Source organism: Klebsiella sp. C239 (assembly GCF_048822715.1).
Taxonomy (GTDB): domain Bacteria; phylum Pseudomonadota; class Gammaproteobacteria; order Enterobacterales; family Enterobacteriaceae; genus Klebsiella; species Klebsiella quasipneumoniae.
In genome coordinates, this window is the sequence record NZ_JBMEZK010000008.1 from 241,260 (window position 1) to 259,271 (window position 18,012).

Consider the following 18,012-nt stretch of genomic DNA (forward strand, 5'->3'; position numbering starts at 1 on the left):
ACGTCGCCATCCGGCAACAGATTCACACTTTCATCAGGAGATAGCTATGTTTGATTTACTCCTGCGCCGCGCGCGCCTCGTCGACGATACCCTGACTGATATCGCCATTCAGGACGGGAAAATCGCGGCGCTGGGCGAGATTAGCGCGCCCTCCCGCAAAACCCTCGATCTGCAGGGCAACAGCTACGTCAGCGCCGGCTGGATTGACTCCCACGTTCACTGCTACCCGAATTCGCCAATTTATCACGATGAGCCGGACAGCGTCGGTATCGCCACCGGCGTCACCACCGTGATTGATGCCGGCAGCACCGGCGCCGACGATGTCGATGAGTTCTATCAACTGACCCGTAAAGCGGCGACGGAAGTCTATGCCCTGCTCAATATCTCCCGCGTCGGGCTGATTGCCCAGAATGAACTGGCCAATATGACCAATATTGACGCCGAGGCGGTGAAGCAGGCGGTGCAGCGTCATCCCGATTTTATCGTTGGTCTGAAGGCGCGGATGAGCAGCAGCGTGGTGGGAGAAAACGGCATTACGCCGCTGGCGCGCGCCAAGGCGATTCAGCAGGAAAACGGCGATCTGCCGCTGATGGTGCACATTGGCAACAATCCGCCGAACCTCGATGAAATCGCCGATCTGCTGAGCCGCGGCGACATCATTACCCACTGCTATAACGGCAAACCGAACCGCATTCTGAATCCTGCCGGCGAACTGCGCAGTTCGATTACTCGCGCCCTGCAGCGCGGCGTGCGCCTCGACGTCGGCCACGGTACCGCCAGCTTCAGCTTTGAAGTGGCGCGCCGGGCGATTGCGCTGGGCATTCTGCCGCACACCATCAGCTCGGATATTTACTGCCGTAACCGCATCGACGGCCCGGTGCGTTCGCTGGCGCTGGTGATGTCGAAATTTCTCGCCATTGGCATGACCCTGCCGCAGGTGATTGCCTGCGTGACCGTCAGCGCTGCCGAGGGGCTGCGCCTGTCGCATAAAGGGCGGCTGGAAGTGGGTTTCGACGCCGATCTCACGCTATTTCGCCTGGAGCGCCAGCCAACGCTGCTGGTGGATGCCGAAAAAGAGAGCCTCCAGGCAGACAACATTCTGGTGCCGCTGGCCGCGATCCGCGCGGGCAAAGGCTATCTGACCGAACAAGGGAGCGCGGAACATGCCTTCGATTTTTGAAAAATACCATTTAAAACAAGTTATTAACACTTCCGGCCGGATGACGGCGCTGGGCGTTTCCACGCCGCGTCCGGAAGTGGTGGACGCCGCGATGGCCGGCATGAACCAGTACTTTGAAATGAAAGATCTGGTGAATAAAACCGGCGAGTACATCGCCAGGCTGTTGGACGTGGAAGGGGCGACCGTGGTCTCCTGCGCCTCGGCAGGGATTGCCCAGTCGGTGGCGGCGGTGCTGGTGAAAGACAGCGACTGGCTGCTGGAGAACCTGCACGTCACGCCGATAGAGCATAACGAAATCGTCCTGCCGAAGGGCCACAACGTCAACTTCGGCGCGCCGGTCGGCACCATGGTGGCGCTGGGCGGCGGCAGGCTGGTGGAAGCGGGCTACGCCAACGAATGCTCTGCCGAACAGCTGGCGGCGGCGATCACCCCGCGCACCGCGGCGATCCTCTACATCAAATCCCACCACTGCGTGCAGAAAAGCATGCTCAACGTGGCGCAGGCCGCGGAAGTGGCGCGTCAGCATCATTTACCGCTGATCGTCGACGCGGCGGCGGAGGAAGATCTGCAGGGCTACTACCGCATGGGCGCCGACCTGGTGATCTACAGCGGCGCGAAAGCGATTGAAGGGCCGACCAGCGGGCTGGTGATCGGCAAAACGCAGTACGTCGAGTGGGTTAAACGCCAGTCGATGGGGATTGGCCGGGCGATGAAAGTGGGTAAAGAGGGGATCCTCGGCCTGACCTGCGCCATTGAACACTACCTGACGGCAAGCAAAGAGAGCGGTGAAGAGATGGTGGCGAAGATGACGCCGTTTATCGAACAGCTCAATACCCTCAACGGCGTCACTGCCCGCGTGGTATGGGACAGCGCCGGCCGCGATATCGCCCGCGCCGAAATCAAATTCGACGAAGCGGTGACCGGCGTGAAGACCGGCGATCTGGTTAACGCGCTGAAGCAGGGCGAATACGCCATCTACTTCCGCGGCTATAAAGCGAATGAAGGCATTATCGAAGCCGATGTCCGCAGCGTTGACGCCCAGCAGCTGGCGGTAGTCGCCCGCCGTATCGCGGAAGTTCTGAACAAGGAGAAACAAGCATGAAACTGACCCCAAACTTTTACCGTGACCGCGTGTGCCTGAACGTCCTGGCGGGTAGCAAAGACAACGCCCGGGAAATCTACGACGCGGCGGAAGGTCATGTCCTGGTCGGCGTGCTCTCCAAAAACTACCCGGACGTCGCCAGCGCGGTGGCCGATATGCGCGACTACGCGAAGCTGATTGATAACGCCCTCTCCGTCGGGCTGGGCGCAGGGGATCCGAATCAGTCGGCGATGGTAAGCGAGATTTCGCGCCAGGTGCAGCCGCAGCACGTCAATCAGGTCTTCACCGGCGTGGCCACCAGCCGCGCGCTGCTCGGGCAGAACGAAACGGTGGTCAACGGCCTGGTCTCGCCCACCGGCACCCCGGGTATGGTGAAGATCTCCACCGGCCCGCTGAGCAGCAGCGCGGCGGATGGGATTGTGCCGCTGGAAACCGCCATCGCGCTGTTAAAAGATATGGGCGGCAGCTCCATCAAATACTTCCCGATGGGCGGCCTGAAGCACCGCGACGAGTTCGACGCGGTGGCCAAAGCCTGCGCCGCGCACGATTTCTGGCTGGAGCCGACCGGCGGTATCGATCTGGAAAACTACAGCGCGATCCTGAAGATCGCCCTCGATGCCGGGGTGAGCAAAATCATCCCGCATATCTACAGCTCGATTATCGATAAGGCCAGCGGCAACACCCGCCCGGCCGATGTTCGCCAGCTGCTGGAGATGACCAAACAGTTAGTGAAGTAGTGCCCTTGCCCCTCGCCCTCAAAGGGTGAGGGGCAGCTTATCCCACTGAACCATCAAGGAGTTGCTATGCCTGTCGCTCGTCATCTGCTTGTCGCTTCACTGTCCCTGTTTGCCGCCGCCGCCGGCGCCGCGCAAACTCACTATGCCTGGGTAGGCACCTATAATCCCAATGGCGAAGGTCTGTACCGCTTTACCGTTGATAGCCAAACCGGCGCGCTACGTGACAGGACGCTGGTGAGCTCGTTGCCGAACGCCGCGCAGCTGACCGTCTCGCGCGATGGCAAGACGCTGTATGCCGCCAGCGAAGTGGAGAAAGGCGTGGTGCAGGCGTGGCGCATTGAGAAGAACGGCGAGCTGACCGCACTCAATCAGGTCGCCTCCGGCGGCGCCGGTCCGGTTTATCTCTCCCTGACGCCGAACGGTAAACAGCTGCTGGTGGCCAACTACGTCAGCGGCAGCATCGCCGTGCTACCGGTGAAAGAGGATGGTAGCCTGGGTGAGGCGGTGGACAGGCATCAGGATGAAGGCCCGGCAGGCGCCGAACGCCCGGCGGCGGCCGTCGAGGGCAGCTTCGCCATCAGCGATCACAATGGCCCGCACGCCCATATGATCGCCGCCGATCCCAGCGGGAGATTTGTTTACTCCACCGATCTGGGGCTGGATCGGATCTATCAGTATCGGCTGGATAGCGCCAGCGGCAAGCTGACGCCGAACGATCCGCCGTTTATCGCCGCCTCGTCGCCGGGAGCCGGCCCGCGCCACTTCGTCTTCACGCCAAAGGGCGACGGTCTGTGGCTGATTAACGAGGAAGCGTCGACGCTGACCTTCTATCATCTGGATCAGCAAAGCGGCCTGCTGCGCGAAGGCAAAACCGTCTCCGCGCTGCCGAAAGAGTATAAGGGCACCAGCTTTGCCGCCGGCCTGGCGCTGAGCAACGACGGCAAACAGCTGTACGTCGCCAATCGTCTGCATAACAGCATCGCCCACTTTACGGTGCAGGCCGACGGCCGCCTGCGCCACCAGGAGGATATCTGGACGCGCGGAGATTACCCCCGCACGCTGACCCTGGATAATCAGGGGCAGTGGCTGTACGTCATGAACCAGCGTAGCGATAATATTACCCGCTTCAGCGTGGCGCCGAAGGATGGCAAATTGACCTTTGTCTCAGACTACACGCCGGTCGGCAGTCCATCGCAGATGGTGATTTCCGCCCAACCCTGAGCCGTAACCACAAGGAACTGACATGCGATTTCCCAACCAACGCTTAGCGCAACTCTTCACCCTGCTGCGGAATGAAACGCTGCCGCAGGATGAGCTGGCGCAACGCCTGTCGGTTTCCACCCGTACCGTGCGCGCCGATATTACCGCCCTGAATGCGCTACTGGCGCAGTATGGCGCGCAGTTTATCCTTAACCGCGGCAGCGGTTATCAGCTGAAAATTGATAACCCGGCGAGCTTTCAGGCGCTGGAGGAGACGGCGCCGAAGGCGCAGCATGTCCCGCGTACCGCCCAGGATCGCATCACTTTCCTGCTGGTGCGTTTTCTGACGTCGGCATTCTCGATCAAGCTGGAAGACCTGGCGGATGAGTGGTTCGTCAGCCGCGCCACGCTGCAAAATGATATGGTCGAGGTGCGCGAGCGCTTCCAGCGCTATCAGCTAACCCTTGAAACCCGCCCGCGCCACGGCATGAAGCTGTTCGGTAGCGAGGTATCGGTTCGCGCCTGCCTCACCGACCTGCTGTGGGAGCTAACCCAGCAGGGCAGTATTGCGCCGCCGATCGGCGCCGAGGCCTTTGCAGAGGAGGTGCCTGCGCTGCTGGAGCCGGTGCTGCAGGAGACGCTCACGCGCCACCATATTCGTCTCACCGACGTCGGCGAGCGCTTTATCTGCCTGTACGGGGCGGTGGTGGTGCGTCGCGTCAGCGAAGGCTACCCGCTGGCGGATTTTAGTGCTGAAGATGTGGCGCAGAACGTCCGCGATGCCGTGCGCGATCTGGCGGGCGAACTGCAGCGGCTGGCCGGTAAACCTTTATCGCCCGCGGAAGAAGAGTGGCTGTGCGTGCATATCGCCGCCCGTCAGGTACAGGACGTGGACCCCGAAACCATCAGCGCCGACGATGATGAAGCGCTGGTCAACTACATCCTGCGCTACATCAACAGCCAGTATAACTACAACCTGCTGGACGATGCCCAGCTGCACGCCGATCTGCTGACCCACATAAAGACCATGATCACCCGCGTACGCTACCAGATCATGATCCCTAATCCGCTGCTGGATAACATCAAACAGCACTACCCGATGGCCTGGGATATGACCCTCGCCGCGGTCTCCAGCTGGGGCAAATATACTCCGTACACCATCAGCGAAAACGAAATCGGCTTTCTGGTGCTGCATATCGGCGTCGGGCTGGAGCGCCACTACAACATCGGCTACCAGCGTCAGCCGCAGGTGCTGCTGGTGTGCGATACCAGCAATGCGATGGTGCGGATGATCGAGGCGATCCTGCAGCGCAAATATCCGCAGCTGGAGATCGCCGCCACCATTTCCCAGCGCGAATACGAACAGCGGGACGCGATCGAGGCGGATTTTGTTATCTCCACGGTGCGGATCAGCGAAAAAGACAAGCCGGTAGTGACCATCGCGCCGTTCCCCACTGACTATCAACTGGATCAGATCGGCAAGCTGGTGCTGGTGGACCGTACCCGTCCATGGATGCTGAATAAGTACTTCGATGCCGCCCACTTCCGGGTGGTCGATACGCCGATGGATCAGCAAACGCTGTTCGCCGAGCTGTGCCAGCAGCTGCTGGAAGAAGGCTTTGTTGACGCCGAGTTTCATGCTTCGGTGGTGGAGCGTGAAGCGATTGTCAGCACCATGCTCGGCGATGGCATTGCGCTGCCGCACTCCCTGGGGCTACTGGCGAAAAAGACGGTGGTCTATACCGTCATTGCCCCGCAGGGCATCGCCTGGGGTGACGAAACCGCCCATATCATCTTCCTGCTCGCTATCAGCAAGCGCGAGTATGAAGAGGCGATGGCGATCTACGATATTTTCGTGACTTTCCTGCGCGAGCGCGCCATGAGCCGCCTCGCCGCGACCCGCAGCTTCGATGAGTTTAAAACGGTGGCGATGGAGTGCGTCAGCCGGTTTTGAGAGGCGTTTTCCAGATTCGAGTGTAATGCAAATGTAATGCTATAATGCATTACAAAATATCCCTTTCTGGAGGCATAATGGCCACGCTCAACGTTCGACTGGACGATAAACTCAAAAAAGAGGCTTATGCCGTGCTGGAGAAACTCGATATGACGCCAACGGAGGCGGTGCGCCTGCTGTTTCAATACATTGCGGAAAATGGCCGCATGCCAGTGAAAAGTATGACTATCAGCGATAGCGAAGCGGCATTATTACGCACCGTCCGCGAGCGGCTGGAAAACCCGCAGCCGGAGGTGAAGGTGAGTCTGGATGACCTATGAACTGGCGTTTGATCCGCGTGCCTGGCGCGAATAGCAGAAGCTTGGCGAGACGATCAAAAAACAGTTCAAAAATAAGCTCCAGCAGGTTGTGCAGAATCCGCGAATTGCATCGGCCAGTCTGAGTGATTTACCGGATTGCTACAAAATCAAGCTTAAGGCGTCAGGTTATCGGTTGGTGTATCAAGTACGGGATAGTGTGGTGGTGGTTTACGTTATTGCCATTGGCAAAAGAGAGAAAGCGGCCGTTTATCATCAGGCGAATAAACGGCTCTAAACGCTATCGCAAATGATGTACCACCTGGTTGCTGCTGCCGCGCCAGATCAGCGCCGGGTCTTTTAAATCCTGCACAAACTTACCGTCGACCAGCACGTTGATCAGGTTCACCACCTGCATCTGCGCCTCATTCAGCTCATCCAGTTTATAGCCGGTCCAGACCCAGATATCTTTGCCGGGGCATTCGGCACGCACGCGCTGAACCAGTTTGAGGATCTCCGCGACGTTCTGCGGATGCAGCGGATCGCCGCCGGAGAGTGAAATCCCCTGGCGTTTGATGCGGGTATCGTTGAGATCGGCAATGATGCGGTCGGCCATCTCGGCGGTAAACGGCATGCCGGAGTTCACCCGCCAGGTGCTTTTGTTGTAGCAGCCGGGGCACTCATGGACGCAGCCAGAGACAAACAGGGTGCAGCGGGTGCCGGGGCCGTTGACAATATCTACCGGGTAGTACTGATGGTAATTCATTGTTTCCTCTTCTCATTTGCCGATGTAGCGGCGTTGGCTGCGCTCGCTCGCCCGGGTCACTTACTCCAGTAAGCTCCCCGGGACTTACTCGTTTGCCGCCTTGCTACAACGCCAACTGATTTGAGGAAACCCACCTGGCTGTTTGGGATTCCCTCGTTTGCCGCCTTGCTCTGACGCTAATGGCTTTGCGAAAACGGAGGTGCTGTGCATTTGTAAAGGGAACGGCTCCCGGCGTCGCTGCGCTCGCCCGGGCTACGAAAAGCCGCATACGCGGTTGTAGCCCGGATAAGGCGCTTTGCGCCGCGATCCGGGAACGGCGCCTTAGTGGCCAAACGGCTACGGGGCCGGTTCCCTCTCCCCGTTGGGGAGAGGGGGAGGGGCTAAACCAGCTGGAATTAACCGATCTGCCCGTTGCCCAGGTGCTTCACGCGGCGCTTCACTTCTTCCTGCTTGCCGGCGTTGAACGGACGCGCGTCCGGACTGCCGAGGTAGCCGCACACCCGGCGGGTAACGGAAACGCGGGAGGCGTCGTGGTTACCGCATTTCGGGCAGGTAAAGCCCTTGCTGGTGCACTCGAACTCGCCGGTGAAACCGCACTCGTAGCACTCATCGATCGGCGTGTTAGTGCCGTAGTACGGCACATGCTGATAGCTGTAATCCCATACGTCTTCCAGCGCCTTCAGGTTGTGCTGGATGTTTGGGTATTCGCCGTAGCAAATGAAGCCCCCGTTAGCCAGCGGCGGATACGGCGCTTCAAAATCGATCTTGTCGTACGGGTTGACCTTCTTCTCCACGTCGAGGTGGAAGCTGTTGGTGTAGTAACCTTTGTCGGTCACGCCCTCCACCACGCCAAACTCGGCGGTGTCGAGACGGCAGAAGCGGTCGCACAGGTTTTCGCTCGGCGTGCTGTACAGGCTAAAGCCGTAGCCGGTCTCTTCTTTCCACAAATCGACGGCGTCGCGCAGGCGCTGGACGATGGCCACACCCTTCTCGCGCAGCGCCTCGCTGTCGTACATATGCTGGTTGCCGTACAGCGCATTGATAGTTTCATGGATACCGATATAGCCCAGCGAAATCGACGCCCGGCCGTTTTTAAAGATCTCGGAGACGTCGTCGTCGGCTTTCAGCCGCACGCCGCAGGCCCCTTCCATATAGAGGATCGGCGCCACGCGCGCTTTTACCCCTTCCAGGCGGGCAATGCGGGTCATCAGCGCTTTGCGCGCCAGCTGCAGGCGCTCGTCCAGCAGCGCCCAGAAGGCGGCTTCGTCGCCTTTCGCTTCCAAGGCGATGCGCGGCAGGTTGAGGCTGATGACGCCGAGGTTATTGCGCCCATCGTGCACCTGCTCGCCGTTCTCGTTTTCCCACACCCCGAGGAAGCTGCGGCAGCCCATCGGCGTTTTGAACGACCCGGTAACCTTCACCACCTGGTCGTAGTTGAGGATATCCGGGTACATGCGCTTGCTGGCGCACTCCAGCGCCAGCTGTTTGATGTCGTAGTTCGGGTCGCCGAACTTATGGTTCAGGCCGTCACGGATCGCGAACACCAGTTTCGGGAACACCGCGGTCTTACGGTTTTTACCGAGGCCGGCAATGCGGTTGCGCAGAATCGACTGCTGGATCAGCCGCGATTCCCAGCTGGTGCCGAGACCGAACCCGAAGGTGACGAACGGCGTCTGGCCGTTGGCGGTATGCAGCGTGTTAACCTCATACTCCAGCGACTGGAAGGCGTCGTAGCACTCTTTTTCGGTACGGGCGCGGGCATAGCCTTCGGCATCCGGGATCTGCCACTCTTCGGCGATTTTACGATGCTTGTTAAAGCTTTCGCTGACGAACGGCGCCAGCACTTCATCGATACGGTTGATGGTGGTGCCGCCGTAAATATGGCTGGCGACCTGGGCGATGATCTGCGCGGTCACCGCCGTGGCGGTAGAGATAGATTTCGGCGGCTCGATCTCCGCGTTGCCCATCTTAAAGCCCTGGGTCAGCATGCCTTTCAGGTCGATCAGCATGCAGTTAAACATCGGGAAGAAGGGCGAGTAATCGAGGTCATGATAGTGGATCATGCCGCGTTCGTGGGCCATCACCACATCGTGAGGCAGCAGGTGCTGCCGGGCGTAGTGCTTGGCGACGATACCGGCCAGCAGGTCGCGCTGGGTCGGGATGACTTTACTGTCCTTGTTGGCGTTTTCGTTGAGCAGCGCGGAGTTGGTCTGCTCGACGAGGCCGCGGATCTCCTGATTGAGGCGGCCGCGCTTCTCACGCTGGCTATCGCGGTCATGGCGATACTCAATGTAGGCGCGCGCCAGCTGCTTATAGGGGCCGGACATCAGCTGGTTTTCCACCGCGGTCTGGATCTCGTTGATGTCGACCTGGGCGCGGCCCTGCATTTGTTGGCTAACGACTTCTGCGACGGTGGCGCAATAGTCTGCGTCATCGACTCCCGCTGCTTTAGCTGCACGCAGAATTGCTTCCTGAATGCGCTCTGACTTGAACGGCACTTTACAGCCATCACGTTTCATCACATGCGGTGTCATGATCACTCCATATATAGAACAGGTTATCCACAGAGGCGGAGGTTATCCCGAAGGCGCTGTACGCTACGGCTCGTGCTGTTTGCCTTCAGATCCGGCCCGTTTTATCCACATCTCATCACCGCCAGACATCGACAAGATATGGTGACATAATAGACGATTAATACAACATGTAGGGCCGGGACGCATTTTAAGTTCTATATGTAGTGATTTGCATCAAAGATGTTTGCGATTTTATTGACCCAGAACAAGGTAAAAAGGTGAGAGTACGGATGATGGGCGCTGGCGATAAATGTAAATTTATCTGGCTGGAAAATAAGCAAAAATGCCTGGCGTTCGCCACCGGCGCCAGGCATGACCTTCTCATTTCGGGAGGGCAGGGGACACCTTACGCCTGCAGCCACCATACCGCTTCGAACGGCCGCAGCGTCAGCCCGGTTGGGCGGGGCGTGGTCTCGGCATAGTTGCTGATGATCATCTTCCACTCGCCCGGGGCGTCCTCAGGCTGCCAGGCCTGCAGGTCGCGGCTCAGGTTGGCGGCGACCACCAGCGTTTGTCCCTGCCACTGACGGCGATAGCACCACAGCGACGGATGGTCAGGCAGGAGATCCTGATAATCGCCCCAGGTCAGCAGCGGCAGGGTTTTACGCAGCGTAATCAGCTGCTGATAGGCATAAAACACCGAATCAGGGTCCGCCAGCGCCGCCTCGACGTTGATCTCCCGGTAGTTATCGCCAAGGCCGATCCACGGTTCGCCATCGCTAAAGCCACCGTTCTCGCCACCATGCCACGGCATCGGCGTGCGGCTGTTGTCGCGCGACTTGCTGGCAAGGATCGCCAGCAGTTCGTCCGGACTTTGCCCCTGCGCCGCACGTTCGATAAACATATTGTGGCTCTCGACGTCGCGATAATCGCTGATGCTGTTGAAGTGCGGATTGGTCATACCGATCTCTTCGCCCTGATAAATATAGGGCGTGCCCTGCATGCCGTGCAGCACCATCGCCAGCATCTTCGCCGCCGGCACCCGGTACTCGCCTTCGTCGCCAAAGCGCGAGACGATGCGCGGCTGATCGTGATTACACCAGAACAGCGCGTTCCACGCCCGGTTGTGCATCCCCTGCTGCCAGTGGCGGAACAGCGCCTTCAGCGCCACATAGTCCGGGCGGGCGAGGGTCCACTTCTCCCCACCGGGATAATCGACTTTTAAATGGTGGAAGTTAAAGGTCATCGACAGCTCGCGGCCGTCCAGCGCGGCGTACTGCTGGCAGTGTTCCAGCGAGGTGGAAGACATCTCGCCGACGGTCATCAGATGACGCGGCGTGAAGACATCGCGGCTCATCTCCTGCAGGAACTCATGCACCCGCGGGCCGTCGGTGTAGAAGCGGCGGCCATCCCCGTCCGCATCGCAGGGAAAGGCCTGATCTTTCGAGATCAGGTTAACCACGTCGAGGCGCAGGCCGTCGACGCCGCGGTCGGCCCAGAATTCGCAGACCTTTTTCAGCTCGGCGCGCACCGCCGGGTTCTCCCAGTTGAGATCCGCCTGCTCAATGGCGAACAGGTGCAGATAATACTGACCGCTGTCGGCATGCCACTGCCAGGCGTTGCCGCCAAACTTGGAGCGCCAGTTGTTCGGCAGGGCGTCCGGTTCGCCGTCGCGCCAGATATAGAACTGACGGTAGGGGCTCTCCTTATTCAGCGACTGACGGAACCACTCGTGTTCGGTCGAGGTATGGTTCAGCACCATATCCAGCACGATGCGGATCCCGCGGGCCTTCGCTTCCGCCACCAGGGCGTCAAAATCGGCCATCGTGCCGTAGGAGGGATCGATGGCGGTGTAGTTTGCCACGTCGTAGCCGTTATCCACCTGCGGTGAAACGTAGAACGGCGTCAGCCAGATGGCGTCGACCCCAAGCTTTTGCAGATAGTCGAGGCGGGAGGTGACGCCGCGCAGGTCGCCGGTGCCGCTGCCGGTGGTATCCTGAAAACTCTTCGGATAGATTTGATAAATAACGCCGTTTTGCCACCAGTGGGGGAGATGATTCATAGTACTTTCCTGCTGCAACGAGGGGCGCCAAAGGCGCCCCGAAAGAAGAAGTTAGACAATCTGCAAGGTGCCCTGACGGTACTTGCGCTGATACACCACGGTGGTGAGGATAATCGGCACCACCACCGCGATGGCCATCGCCATGGCGTACACCTGCCAGTAGCTCGGCTGGATGGAGAGGATCCCCGGCAGGCCGCCGACGCCGATGCCGTTCGCCAGCACGCCGTTCAGGCCGCACAGCAGGCCGGCGAGGCCGGAGCCGATCATCGCGCACAGCATCGGGAAGCGGTACTTCAGGTTGATACCGTACATTGCCGGCTCGGTGACCCCGAGATAGGCGGAGATCGCCGCCGGTACCGAGATTTCACGTTCATTCTGCTTGCGGCTGGCGATGATGATGCCGACCACCGCCGACGCCTGGGCAATGTTGGACAGCGCAATCAGCGGCCACACCGGGGTCCCGCCCATGCTCTGGATCATCTGCATATCGATGGCGAGGGTGGTCTGATGGACGCCGGTAATCACCAGAGGCGCGTAGAGGAAGCCAAACAGCGCGGCGCCGATCGGCGCGAAGCTGCCGGTTAACAGATGGCGCACTGCGAAGGCCACGCCGTCGCCGATCAGGCGGCCGAACGGACCGATAATGGCGTGCGCGAGGAATACCGCGAGGATCAGCGAGCAGACCGGCACAATGACCAGGTAGAGGTAGTCAGGCACAATGCGCTTGAGGCGCGTCTCGATAAAGCCTAAGGTCAGGCCCGCCAGCAGGGCCGGGATGACCTGCGCCTGGTAGCCGACTTTAGCAATGGTAAACAGGCCGAAGTTCCACACCTCCGGCACCTGCTGGCCGAGGAGATAGGCGTTCATCAGCTGCGGAGACACCAGGGTCACGCCCAGGACGATCCCAAGGATCGGCGTACCGCCCATCTTCTTCACCGCCGACCAGCAGATCCCCACCGGCAGATAGAAGAAGATCGCCTCGCCAATCAGCCACAGGAAGTCATAGATGGTTTTCAGCGACGGGTGCATCTGGGCCAGCGTCTGGCCGTTGCTCATGGGTAAGTCGCCGATGACGTTGCGGAAACCGAGGATCAGACCGCCGCTGATCAGCGCCGGCAGCAGCGGGAAGAAGATCTCGGCGAAGTGCGAGATCAGCTGTTCATGCCACTTCATATTTTGCCGCGCGGCCTGTTTGACCTGCTCTTTATCGGCGGAAGTCTGACCGGTGGTCGCCAGCAGGGCCTTGTAGTAATCACCCACCTCGGTGCCGATGACCACCTGGAACTGACCGGCGTTAGTGAAGCATCCCTTCACCATGCGCAGCTGCTCAATCTCTTTTGGTCTGGCGATGGCCGGGTCGTTCAGCACAAAGCGCAAACGGGTAATACAGTGGCTGACGGTGGCGATATTGCCGCGCCCGCCCACCAGTTCGATCAGTTTATCGATGTCCTGCTGGTTTACTTTGCTCATGATGAAGCCTCAAAAACAGAGGGGAGAGATGCCGTTTTTACCTTGAGGGCATCCTAACCGTTCCGCTTGATTTGCAAAATGGGAACGTTCCCGAAACCCGGCGACGATCACATAAATCGCCCGAACGAGATTAATTGAGGGCGGCGGGAATGACGATCTGGCGGGGATCGACGCTGCCGGCGATCTGCTCGATCAGCTGCCGGGCGGCCCGGCGTCCGGACTCGGCATAGCCAGGATCGACGGTCAATATTTCCGGGTGGAGAAACTTCATCAGCGGCGTGCTGCCGACGCTGGCGAGCTGCAGCGCATCGCGGCCCTGCTGCTGGAGATATTTGCTGGCGCCGAGGGCGAGGGTATCGGTGGCGCACACCAGGGCGCTGGTCTCGGCCGTCAGCACGCTGGCGACGGTGTCATACCCCTGCTTCATGCCCAGCCCCGGCAGGGCGGCGGTGGGCGTCAGGCGATGCTTTTTACAGAAGGCGAGGTAGGCGCGATGGCGGCGTTCGCCGGTGGTGACGTCGCTGTGCGGTACGCCAAGGAAGCTGATGTGGCGATGTCCGCGCTCGTAGAGCCGCTGCATCAGCAGCGTGATGGCCCCCTCGTCGTCATAGCACACCGAGGCGAAGCCGGGGGCGTCGCGGGCCATCAGCACCAGGGTGTCGCGCCAGGGAGCGAGCATCGCCTCGTCGATGCCGGTAAAACCGAACAGCACCACGCCGTCAATATTACGCCGGGCGAGCATGCCGAGATGCTCCTCCACCAGCCCAGGGGAGAACTGACTCTCCATCATAATCGGGTCGTAACCCTGCTCATAAAAGGCGGGCAGCATGGTCTGCACGGCGAGGTTTTCCGACAGCGAATCGAGACGGGTGACGATAATCGCCACCACTTTATCGCTCTGGCCGCGCATGGCGCGGGCGGAGCGGGAGGGCGAGAAACCGTGCTGCTGCATCACCGCTTCGACGCGCTCGCGGGTCCGTTCGCTGACCCCGCTCTCGTTGTTGAGGACGCGGGATACCGTTGATTTCCCTACGCCGCTTAAGCGCGCGATATCTTTGATGGTCAGCCGGTTCTGCATGCGGAATTCTCGTCAGGGTGGGTAGAAGTGAGCCTAATGCTACTCAACCAAACCGCAATGAGCAAAGTCTGGTTTACGTTCGGTTTAGTTGCGCGGGTTTATCATCGCCATTATTGCCACACAATCCTCAACGAGGGCGCTATAATCCGCGCCGTTTAAATTCACTTACCGGAGATAGTTATGGACCCCGATCCCACTCCTCATCCTCGATGGAGCAACCTTTCTTTCCGGTAAGCCTGTTTAACACTGCTTTACCGGAAAGCGTAAAGCAGTGACGTCCTTGATGTCCCTGCCATAAAAATAACATGCCTGACAGGTAGGTTTTGCTACGCCCGTCGGCAACGCTGCGTTCGCTTGCGCGAGCGCGGAGGGACTGTTTATGCTGAAAAATTATACCCGGCAGCTGTTCGCACAGCTTAGCCGCCATCTGCCACGCCGTTTAGTCCAGCGCGATCCGCTGCCGGACGCCCGCCATCTGGCGAGCGGCCCCATTCCTGAGTCGCTGGGCAAACAGTGCCTGGACGTGGCGGCGATGGACGACCAGGAGATCTGGCGCGCCTTTGACAGCCACCCTGAAGGGCTCAATGAAGGCGAAGTGGCGGCGAAAATCCTTAAACACGGCGACAACCAGATCCCGGCGCAGAAGCCCTCGCCGTGGTGGGTGCATCTGTGGACCTGCTACCGCAACCCGTTCAATCTGCTGCTGACGGTGCTCGGCATCGTCTCCTATTCCACCGAAGATCTGTTCGCCGCCGGGGTGATCGCCCTGATGGTGGGGATCTCGACGCTGCTCAACTTCATCCAGGAGGCGCGCTCGACCAAAGCGGCGGATGCGCTGAAGGCGATGGTGAGCAATACCGCCACCGTGCTGCGGGTGGTCAACGAGCAGGGGGAGAGCCGCTGGCTGGAGCTGCCTATCGACCAGCTGGTGCCGGGCGACATCATCCGGCTGTCGGCGGGGGACATGATCCCGGCGGACCTGCGTATCCTGCAGGCGCGGGATCTGTTCGTCGCCCAGGCCTCGCTGACCGGCGAATCGCTGCCGGTGGAGAAAGTGGCCCGCAGCCGCGATCCGCTGCAGCAGAACCCGCTGGAGTGCGACACCCTGTGCTTTATGGGCACCAACGTGGTGAGCGGCTCGGCGCAGGCCATCGTCTTCGCCACCGGCGGCCACACCTGGTTTGGTCAACTGGCCGGCCGCGTCAGCGAGCAGGAGAGCGAGCCGAACGCCTTCCAGAAAGGCATCAGCCGGGTGAGTATGCTGCTGATCCGCTTTATGCTGGTGATGGCCCCGGTGGTGCTGCTGATCAATGGCTACACCAAAGGCGACTGGTGGGAGGCGGCGCTGTTCGCGCTGTCGGTGGCGGTCGGCCTGACGCCGGAGATGCTGCCGATGATCGTCACCTCGACGCTGGCGCGCGGGGCGGTAAAGCTGTCGAAGCAAAAGGTCATCGTGAAGCACCTCGACGCCATTCAGAACTTTGGCGCGATGGACATCCTCTGCACCGATAAAACCGGCACCCTGACTCAGGATAAGATTGTGCTGGAGAACCATACCGACGTCTCCGGCAAGGTCAGCGAGCGCGTACTGCATGCCGCCTGGCTGAACAGCCACTACCAGACCGGGTTGAAAAATCTGCTCGACACCGCGGTGCTGGAGGGCGTTGAGCTGGAGGCCGCCCGCGGGCTGGCGGCGCGCTGGCAGAAAGTGGATGAGATCCCCTTCGATTTCGAACGCCGCCGCATGTCGGTGGTGGTGAAAGAGGAGGACGCCGCGCATCAGCTGATCTGCAAAGGGGCGCTGCAGGAGATCCTCAACGTCTCAACCCAGGTGCGCTACAACGGCGATATCGTGCCGCTGGACGACACCATGCTGCGCCGCATCCGCCGGGTCACTGACACCCTCAACCGACAGGGGCTGCGGGTGGTGGCGGTGGCGACCAAGTACCTGCCGGCCCGCGAAGGCGACTACCAGCGCGCCGATGAGTCGGACCTGATCCTTGAAGGCTACATCGCCTTCCTCGATCCGCCGAAAGAGACCACCGCCCCGGCGCTGAAAGCGTTAAAAGCCAGCGGCATCACGGTGAAGATCCTCACCGGCGACAGCGAGCTGGTGGCGGCGAAGGTGTGCCATGAAGTGGGGCTGGATGCCGGCGAAGTGGTGATTGGCAGCCAGATTGAAGCTATGAGCGACGACGAGCTGGCGGCGCTGGCGAAACGCACCACGCTCTTCGCCCGCCTGGCGCCGCTGCATAAGGAGCGCATCGTGACGCTGCTGAAACGCGAAGGCCACGTGGTGGGCTTTATGGGCGACGGCATCAACGACGCCCCGGCGCTGCGCGCGGCGGACATCGGCATCTCGGTCGACGGCGCGGTGGATATCGCCCGCGAGGCGGCGGATATCATTCTGCTGGAGAAAAGCCTGATGGTGCTGGAGGAGGGGGTGATCGAAGGCCGCCGCACTTTCGCCAACATGCTTAAGTACATCAAAATGACCGCCAGCTCCAACTTCGGCAATGTCTTCAGCGTGCTGGTGGCCAGCGCCTTCCTGCCGTTTCTGCCGATGCTGCCGCTGCACCTGTTGATTCAGAACCTGCTGTACGATGTCTCCCAGGTGGCGATCCCGTTCGATAATGTGGACGATGAACAGATCCGCAAGCCGCAGCGCTGGAACCCGGCCGACCTCGGACGCTTTATGGTCTTCTTCGGCCCGATCAGCTCGATTTTCGATATCCTCACCTTCGGCCTGATGTGGTGGGTGTTCCACGCCAATACCGTGGAGATGCAGACCCTGTTCCAGTCCGGCTGGTTTATTGAAGGGCTGCTATCGCAAACGCTGATCGTGCACATGATCCGCACCCGGCGCATTCCGTTCGTCCAGAGCCGCGCCGCCTGGCCGCTGTTCGCCATGACCCTGGTGGTGATGGCGGTGGGGATCGCGCTGCCGTTCTCGCCGCTGGCGGGCTATCTGCAGCTGCAGGCCCTGCCGCTGAGCTACTTCCCATGGCTGGTGGCGATCCTGGCGGGCTATATGGTGCTGACCCAAACGGTCAAAGGCTTCTACAGCCGCCGCTACGGCTGGCAGTGAGGGGAAGGTTTGCGGATGACCCCCGTAAAAAAGGCAGCCTGCGGGCTGCCTTTTTTCATGCCGGGGTTCGCGATCAGCGGCGCACAGCGATGGCTTCGATCTCGATCTTCACGTCTTTCGGCAGACGCGCCACTTCAACGCAGGAGCGCGCCGGGAAGGTGGCGTTGTGCTCGGTGAAGAACGCTTCGTATGTGGCGTTAACGGTAGCGAAATCGTTGAGATCTTTGACGAAAACGGTGGTCTTGACGATATCGCCGACGGTGAGGCCTGCGGCTTCAACGATGGCTTTCACGTTGTTCAGCGACTGGCGCGCCTGCGCGGATACGTCTTCCGGAACGCTGCCGGTTTTCGGGTCGACCGGGATCTGGCCAGAGGTGATGATCATGCTGCCCAGGTCAACGCCCTGAACGTAGGGGCCAATCGCTGCTGGTGCATTTTCCGTCGCAATAGTTTTGCTCATGTTATCTCCAGATGAACTGAGTAATGTTACGCAAAATCATTCAGGTGGCCGCCAGGCGGTAAGCGCTGTGCCGCCGGCGCAGACGCCGCCTGAAGGACGAAGCGTA

14 protein-coding genes and 1 pseudogene are annotated in these 18,012 nt (G+C 60.3%); 9 read left to right on the forward strand and 6 right to left on the reverse strand.

The features are described 5' to 3' along the window. Nucleotides 1-46: 46 nt before the first annotated feature. The 7 genes and pseudogenes from ACOI6Z_RS20945 to ACOI6Z_RS20975 all read left to right on the forward strand — a co-directional run bounded on the left by ACOI6Z_RS20945 (nucleotide 47) and on the right by ACOI6Z_RS20975 (nucleotide 6,767). Entirely contained in the window at nucleotides 47-1,180 is a 1,134-nt protein-coding gene (locus ACOI6Z_RS20945; protein ID WP_049013642.1) for an amidohydrolase/deacetylase family metallohydrolase, read from the forward strand. Further along, nucleotides 1,164-2,282 (forward strand): DgaE family pyridoxal phosphate-dependent ammonia lyase, encoded by a 1,119-nt coding sequence (locus ACOI6Z_RS20950; protein ID WP_032454655.1) that lies wholly within the window; start codon nucleotides 1,164-1,166, stop codon nucleotides 2,280-2,282. Before ACOI6Z_RS20945 ends, ACOI6Z_RS20950 begins: the two co-directional genes overlap by 17 nt. After that, nucleotides 2,279-3,019 carry a 2-dehydro-3-deoxy-phosphogluconate aldolase gene (dagF, locus tag ACOI6Z_RS20955; protein WP_065812798.1) on the forward strand — a complete coding sequence of 247 codons (741 nt, stop codon included), beginning with the start codon at nucleotides 2,279-2,281 and terminating at the stop codon, nucleotides 3,017-3,019. The genes ACOI6Z_RS20950 and dagF overlap by 4 nt, the downstream gene beginning before the upstream one ends. A 66-nt stretch (nucleotides 3,020-3,085) precedes the next feature. Then, on the forward strand, nucleotides 3,086-4,240 hold the full coding sequence (locus tag ACOI6Z_RS20960; RefSeq protein WP_065812799.1) for a lactonase family protein: 1,155 nt from the start codon (nucleotides 3,086-3,088) through the stop codon (nucleotides 4,238-4,240). Between the two features lie 22 nt (nucleotides 4,241-4,262). Continuing rightward, nucleotides 4,263-6,173 (forward strand): BglG family transcription antiterminator, encoded by a 1,911-nt coding sequence (locus tag ACOI6Z_RS20965; protein WP_065812800.1) that lies wholly within the window; start codon nucleotides 4,263-4,265, stop codon nucleotides 6,171-6,173. Nucleotides 6,174-6,250: 77 nt separating this feature from the next. Further along, nucleotides 6,251-6,493 carry a type II toxin-antitoxin system RelB/DinJ family antitoxin gene (locus ACOI6Z_RS20970; RefSeq protein ID WP_023291757.1) on the forward strand — a complete coding sequence of 81 codons (243 nt, stop codon included), beginning with the start codon at nucleotides 6,251-6,253 and terminating at the stop codon, nucleotides 6,491-6,493. Continuing rightward, nucleotides 6,483-6,767 (forward strand): annotated as a pseudogene (locus tag ACOI6Z_RS20975) (type II toxin-antitoxin system RelE family toxin). Before ACOI6Z_RS20970 ends, ACOI6Z_RS20975 begins: the two are co-directional and overlap by 11 nt. A gap of 3 nt (nucleotides 6,768-6,770) precedes the next feature. Here the strand turns inward: ACOI6Z_RS20975 and nrdG are convergent. From nrdG to treR, 5 genes are all read right to left on the reverse strand, one after another. Beyond that, the gene (gene nrdG / locus ACOI6Z_RS20980) at nucleotides 6,771-7,235 is read right to left on the reverse strand and encodes an anaerobic ribonucleoside-triphosphate reductase-activating protein (RefSeq protein WP_012969085.1); all 465 of its coding nucleotides are present in this window, start codon (nucleotides 7,233-7,235) and stop codon (nucleotides 6,771-6,773) included. Nucleotides 7,236-7,630: 395 nt separating this feature from the next. Further along, on the reverse strand, nucleotides 7,631-9,769 hold the full coding sequence (nrdD, locus tag ACOI6Z_RS20985) for an anaerobic ribonucleoside-triphosphate reductase (protein WP_004206513.1): 2,139 nt from the start codon (nucleotides 9,767-9,769) through the stop codon (nucleotides 7,631-7,633). 385 nt (nucleotides 9,770-10,154) lie between these two features. Further along, nucleotides 10,155-11,810 carry an alpha,alpha-phosphotrehalase gene (gene treC / locus ACOI6Z_RS20990; RefSeq protein ID WP_044525203.1) on the reverse strand — a complete coding sequence of 552 codons (1,656 nt, stop codon included), beginning with the start codon at nucleotides 11,808-11,810 and terminating at the stop codon, nucleotides 10,155-10,157. Between the two features lie 51 nt (nucleotides 11,811-11,861). Continuing rightward, nucleotides 11,862-13,280 carry a PTS trehalose transporter subunit IIBC gene (treB, locus tag ACOI6Z_RS20995; protein ID WP_023291762.1) on the reverse strand — a complete coding sequence of 473 codons (1,419 nt, stop codon included), beginning with the start codon at nucleotides 13,278-13,280 and terminating at the stop codon, nucleotides 11,862-11,864. A 130-nt stretch (nucleotides 13,281-13,410) separates the two neighbouring features. Further along, a complete protein-coding gene (treR, locus tag ACOI6Z_RS21000) occupies nucleotides 13,411-14,358 on the reverse strand; it encodes a trehalose operon repressor TreR (protein WP_065812801.1) in 948 nt (315 codons plus the stop codon). Between the two features lie 180 nt (nucleotides 14,359-14,538). Here treR and mgtL point away from each other — a divergent pair, with 180 nt between their 5' ends. Together mgtL and mgtA are read left to right on the forward strand one after the other, a co-directional pair. Next, nucleotides 14,539-14,592, forward strand: coding sequence for a mgtA regulatory leader peptide MgtL (gene mgtL / locus ACOI6Z_RS21005; RefSeq protein ID WP_219340445.1), 54 nt, complete (start codon nucleotides 14,539-14,541; stop codon nucleotides 14,590-14,592). Between the two features lie 145 nt (nucleotides 14,593-14,737). Further along, nucleotides 14,738-17,446, forward strand: a complete 2,709-nt coding sequence (gene mgtA, locus ACOI6Z_RS21010) for a magnesium-translocating P-type ATPase (protein ID WP_023291764.1) — start codon at nucleotides 14,738-14,740, stop codon at nucleotides 17,444-17,446. A 73-nt stretch (nucleotides 17,447-17,519) separates the two neighbouring features. Here the strand turns inward: mgtA and ridA are convergent, their stop codons facing one another. Further along, on the reverse strand, nucleotides 17,520-17,906 hold the full coding sequence (gene ridA / locus ACOI6Z_RS21015) for a 2-iminobutanoate/2-iminopropanoate deaminase (RefSeq protein WP_002886926.1): 387 nt from the start codon (nucleotides 17,904-17,906) through the stop codon (nucleotides 17,520-17,522). Nucleotides 17,907-18,012 lie beyond the last annotated feature (106 nt).

Coding starts and splice junctions, on each gene's coding strand:
- ACOI6Z_RS20945 (WP_049013642.1), top strand. CDS start 47: ATGTTTGATTTACTCCTGCGCCGCGCGCGCCTCGTCGACGATACCCTG.
- ACOI6Z_RS20965 (WP_065812800.1), top strand. CDS start 4,263: ATGCGATTTCCCAACCAACGCTTAGCGCAACTCTTCACCCTGCTGCGG.
- treB (WP_023291762.1), bottom strand. CDS start 13,280: ATGAGCAAAGTAAACCAGCAGGACATCGATAAACTGATCGAACTGGTG.
- ACOI6Z_RS20950 (WP_032454655.1), top strand. CDS start 1,164: ATGCCTTCGATTTTTGAAAAATACCATTTAAAACAAGTTATTAACACT.
- ACOI6Z_RS20970 (WP_023291757.1), top strand. CDS start 6,251: ATGGCCACGCTCAACGTTCGACTGGACGATAAACTCAAAAAAGAGGCT.
- ACOI6Z_RS20960 (WP_065812799.1), top strand. CDS start 3,086: ATGCCTGTCGCTCGTCATCTGCTTGTCGCTTCACTGTCCCTGTTTGCC.
- treR (WP_065812801.1), bottom strand. CDS start 14,358: ATGCAGAACCGGCTGACCATCAAAGATATCGCGCGCTTAAGCGGCGTA.
- mgtA (WP_023291764.1), top strand. CDS start 14,738: ATGCTGAAAAATTATACCCGGCAGCTGTTCGCACAGCTTAGCCGCCAT.
- nrdD (WP_004206513.1), bottom strand. CDS start 9,769: ATGACACCGCATGTGATGAAACGTGATGGCTGTAAAGTGCCGTTCAAG.
- dagF (WP_065812798.1), top strand. CDS start 2,279: ATGAAACTGACCCCAAACTTTTACCGTGACCGCGTGTGCCTGAACGTC.
- ridA (WP_002886926.1), bottom strand. CDS start 17,906: ATGAGCAAAACTATTGCGACGGAAAATGCACCAGCAGCGATTGGCCCC.
- treC (WP_044525203.1), bottom strand. CDS start 11,810: ATGAATCATCTCCCCCACTGGTGGCAAAACGGCGTTATTTATCAAATC.
- nrdG (WP_012969085.1), bottom strand. CDS start 7,235: ATGAATTACCATCAGTACTACCCGGTAGATATTGTCAACGGCCCCGGC.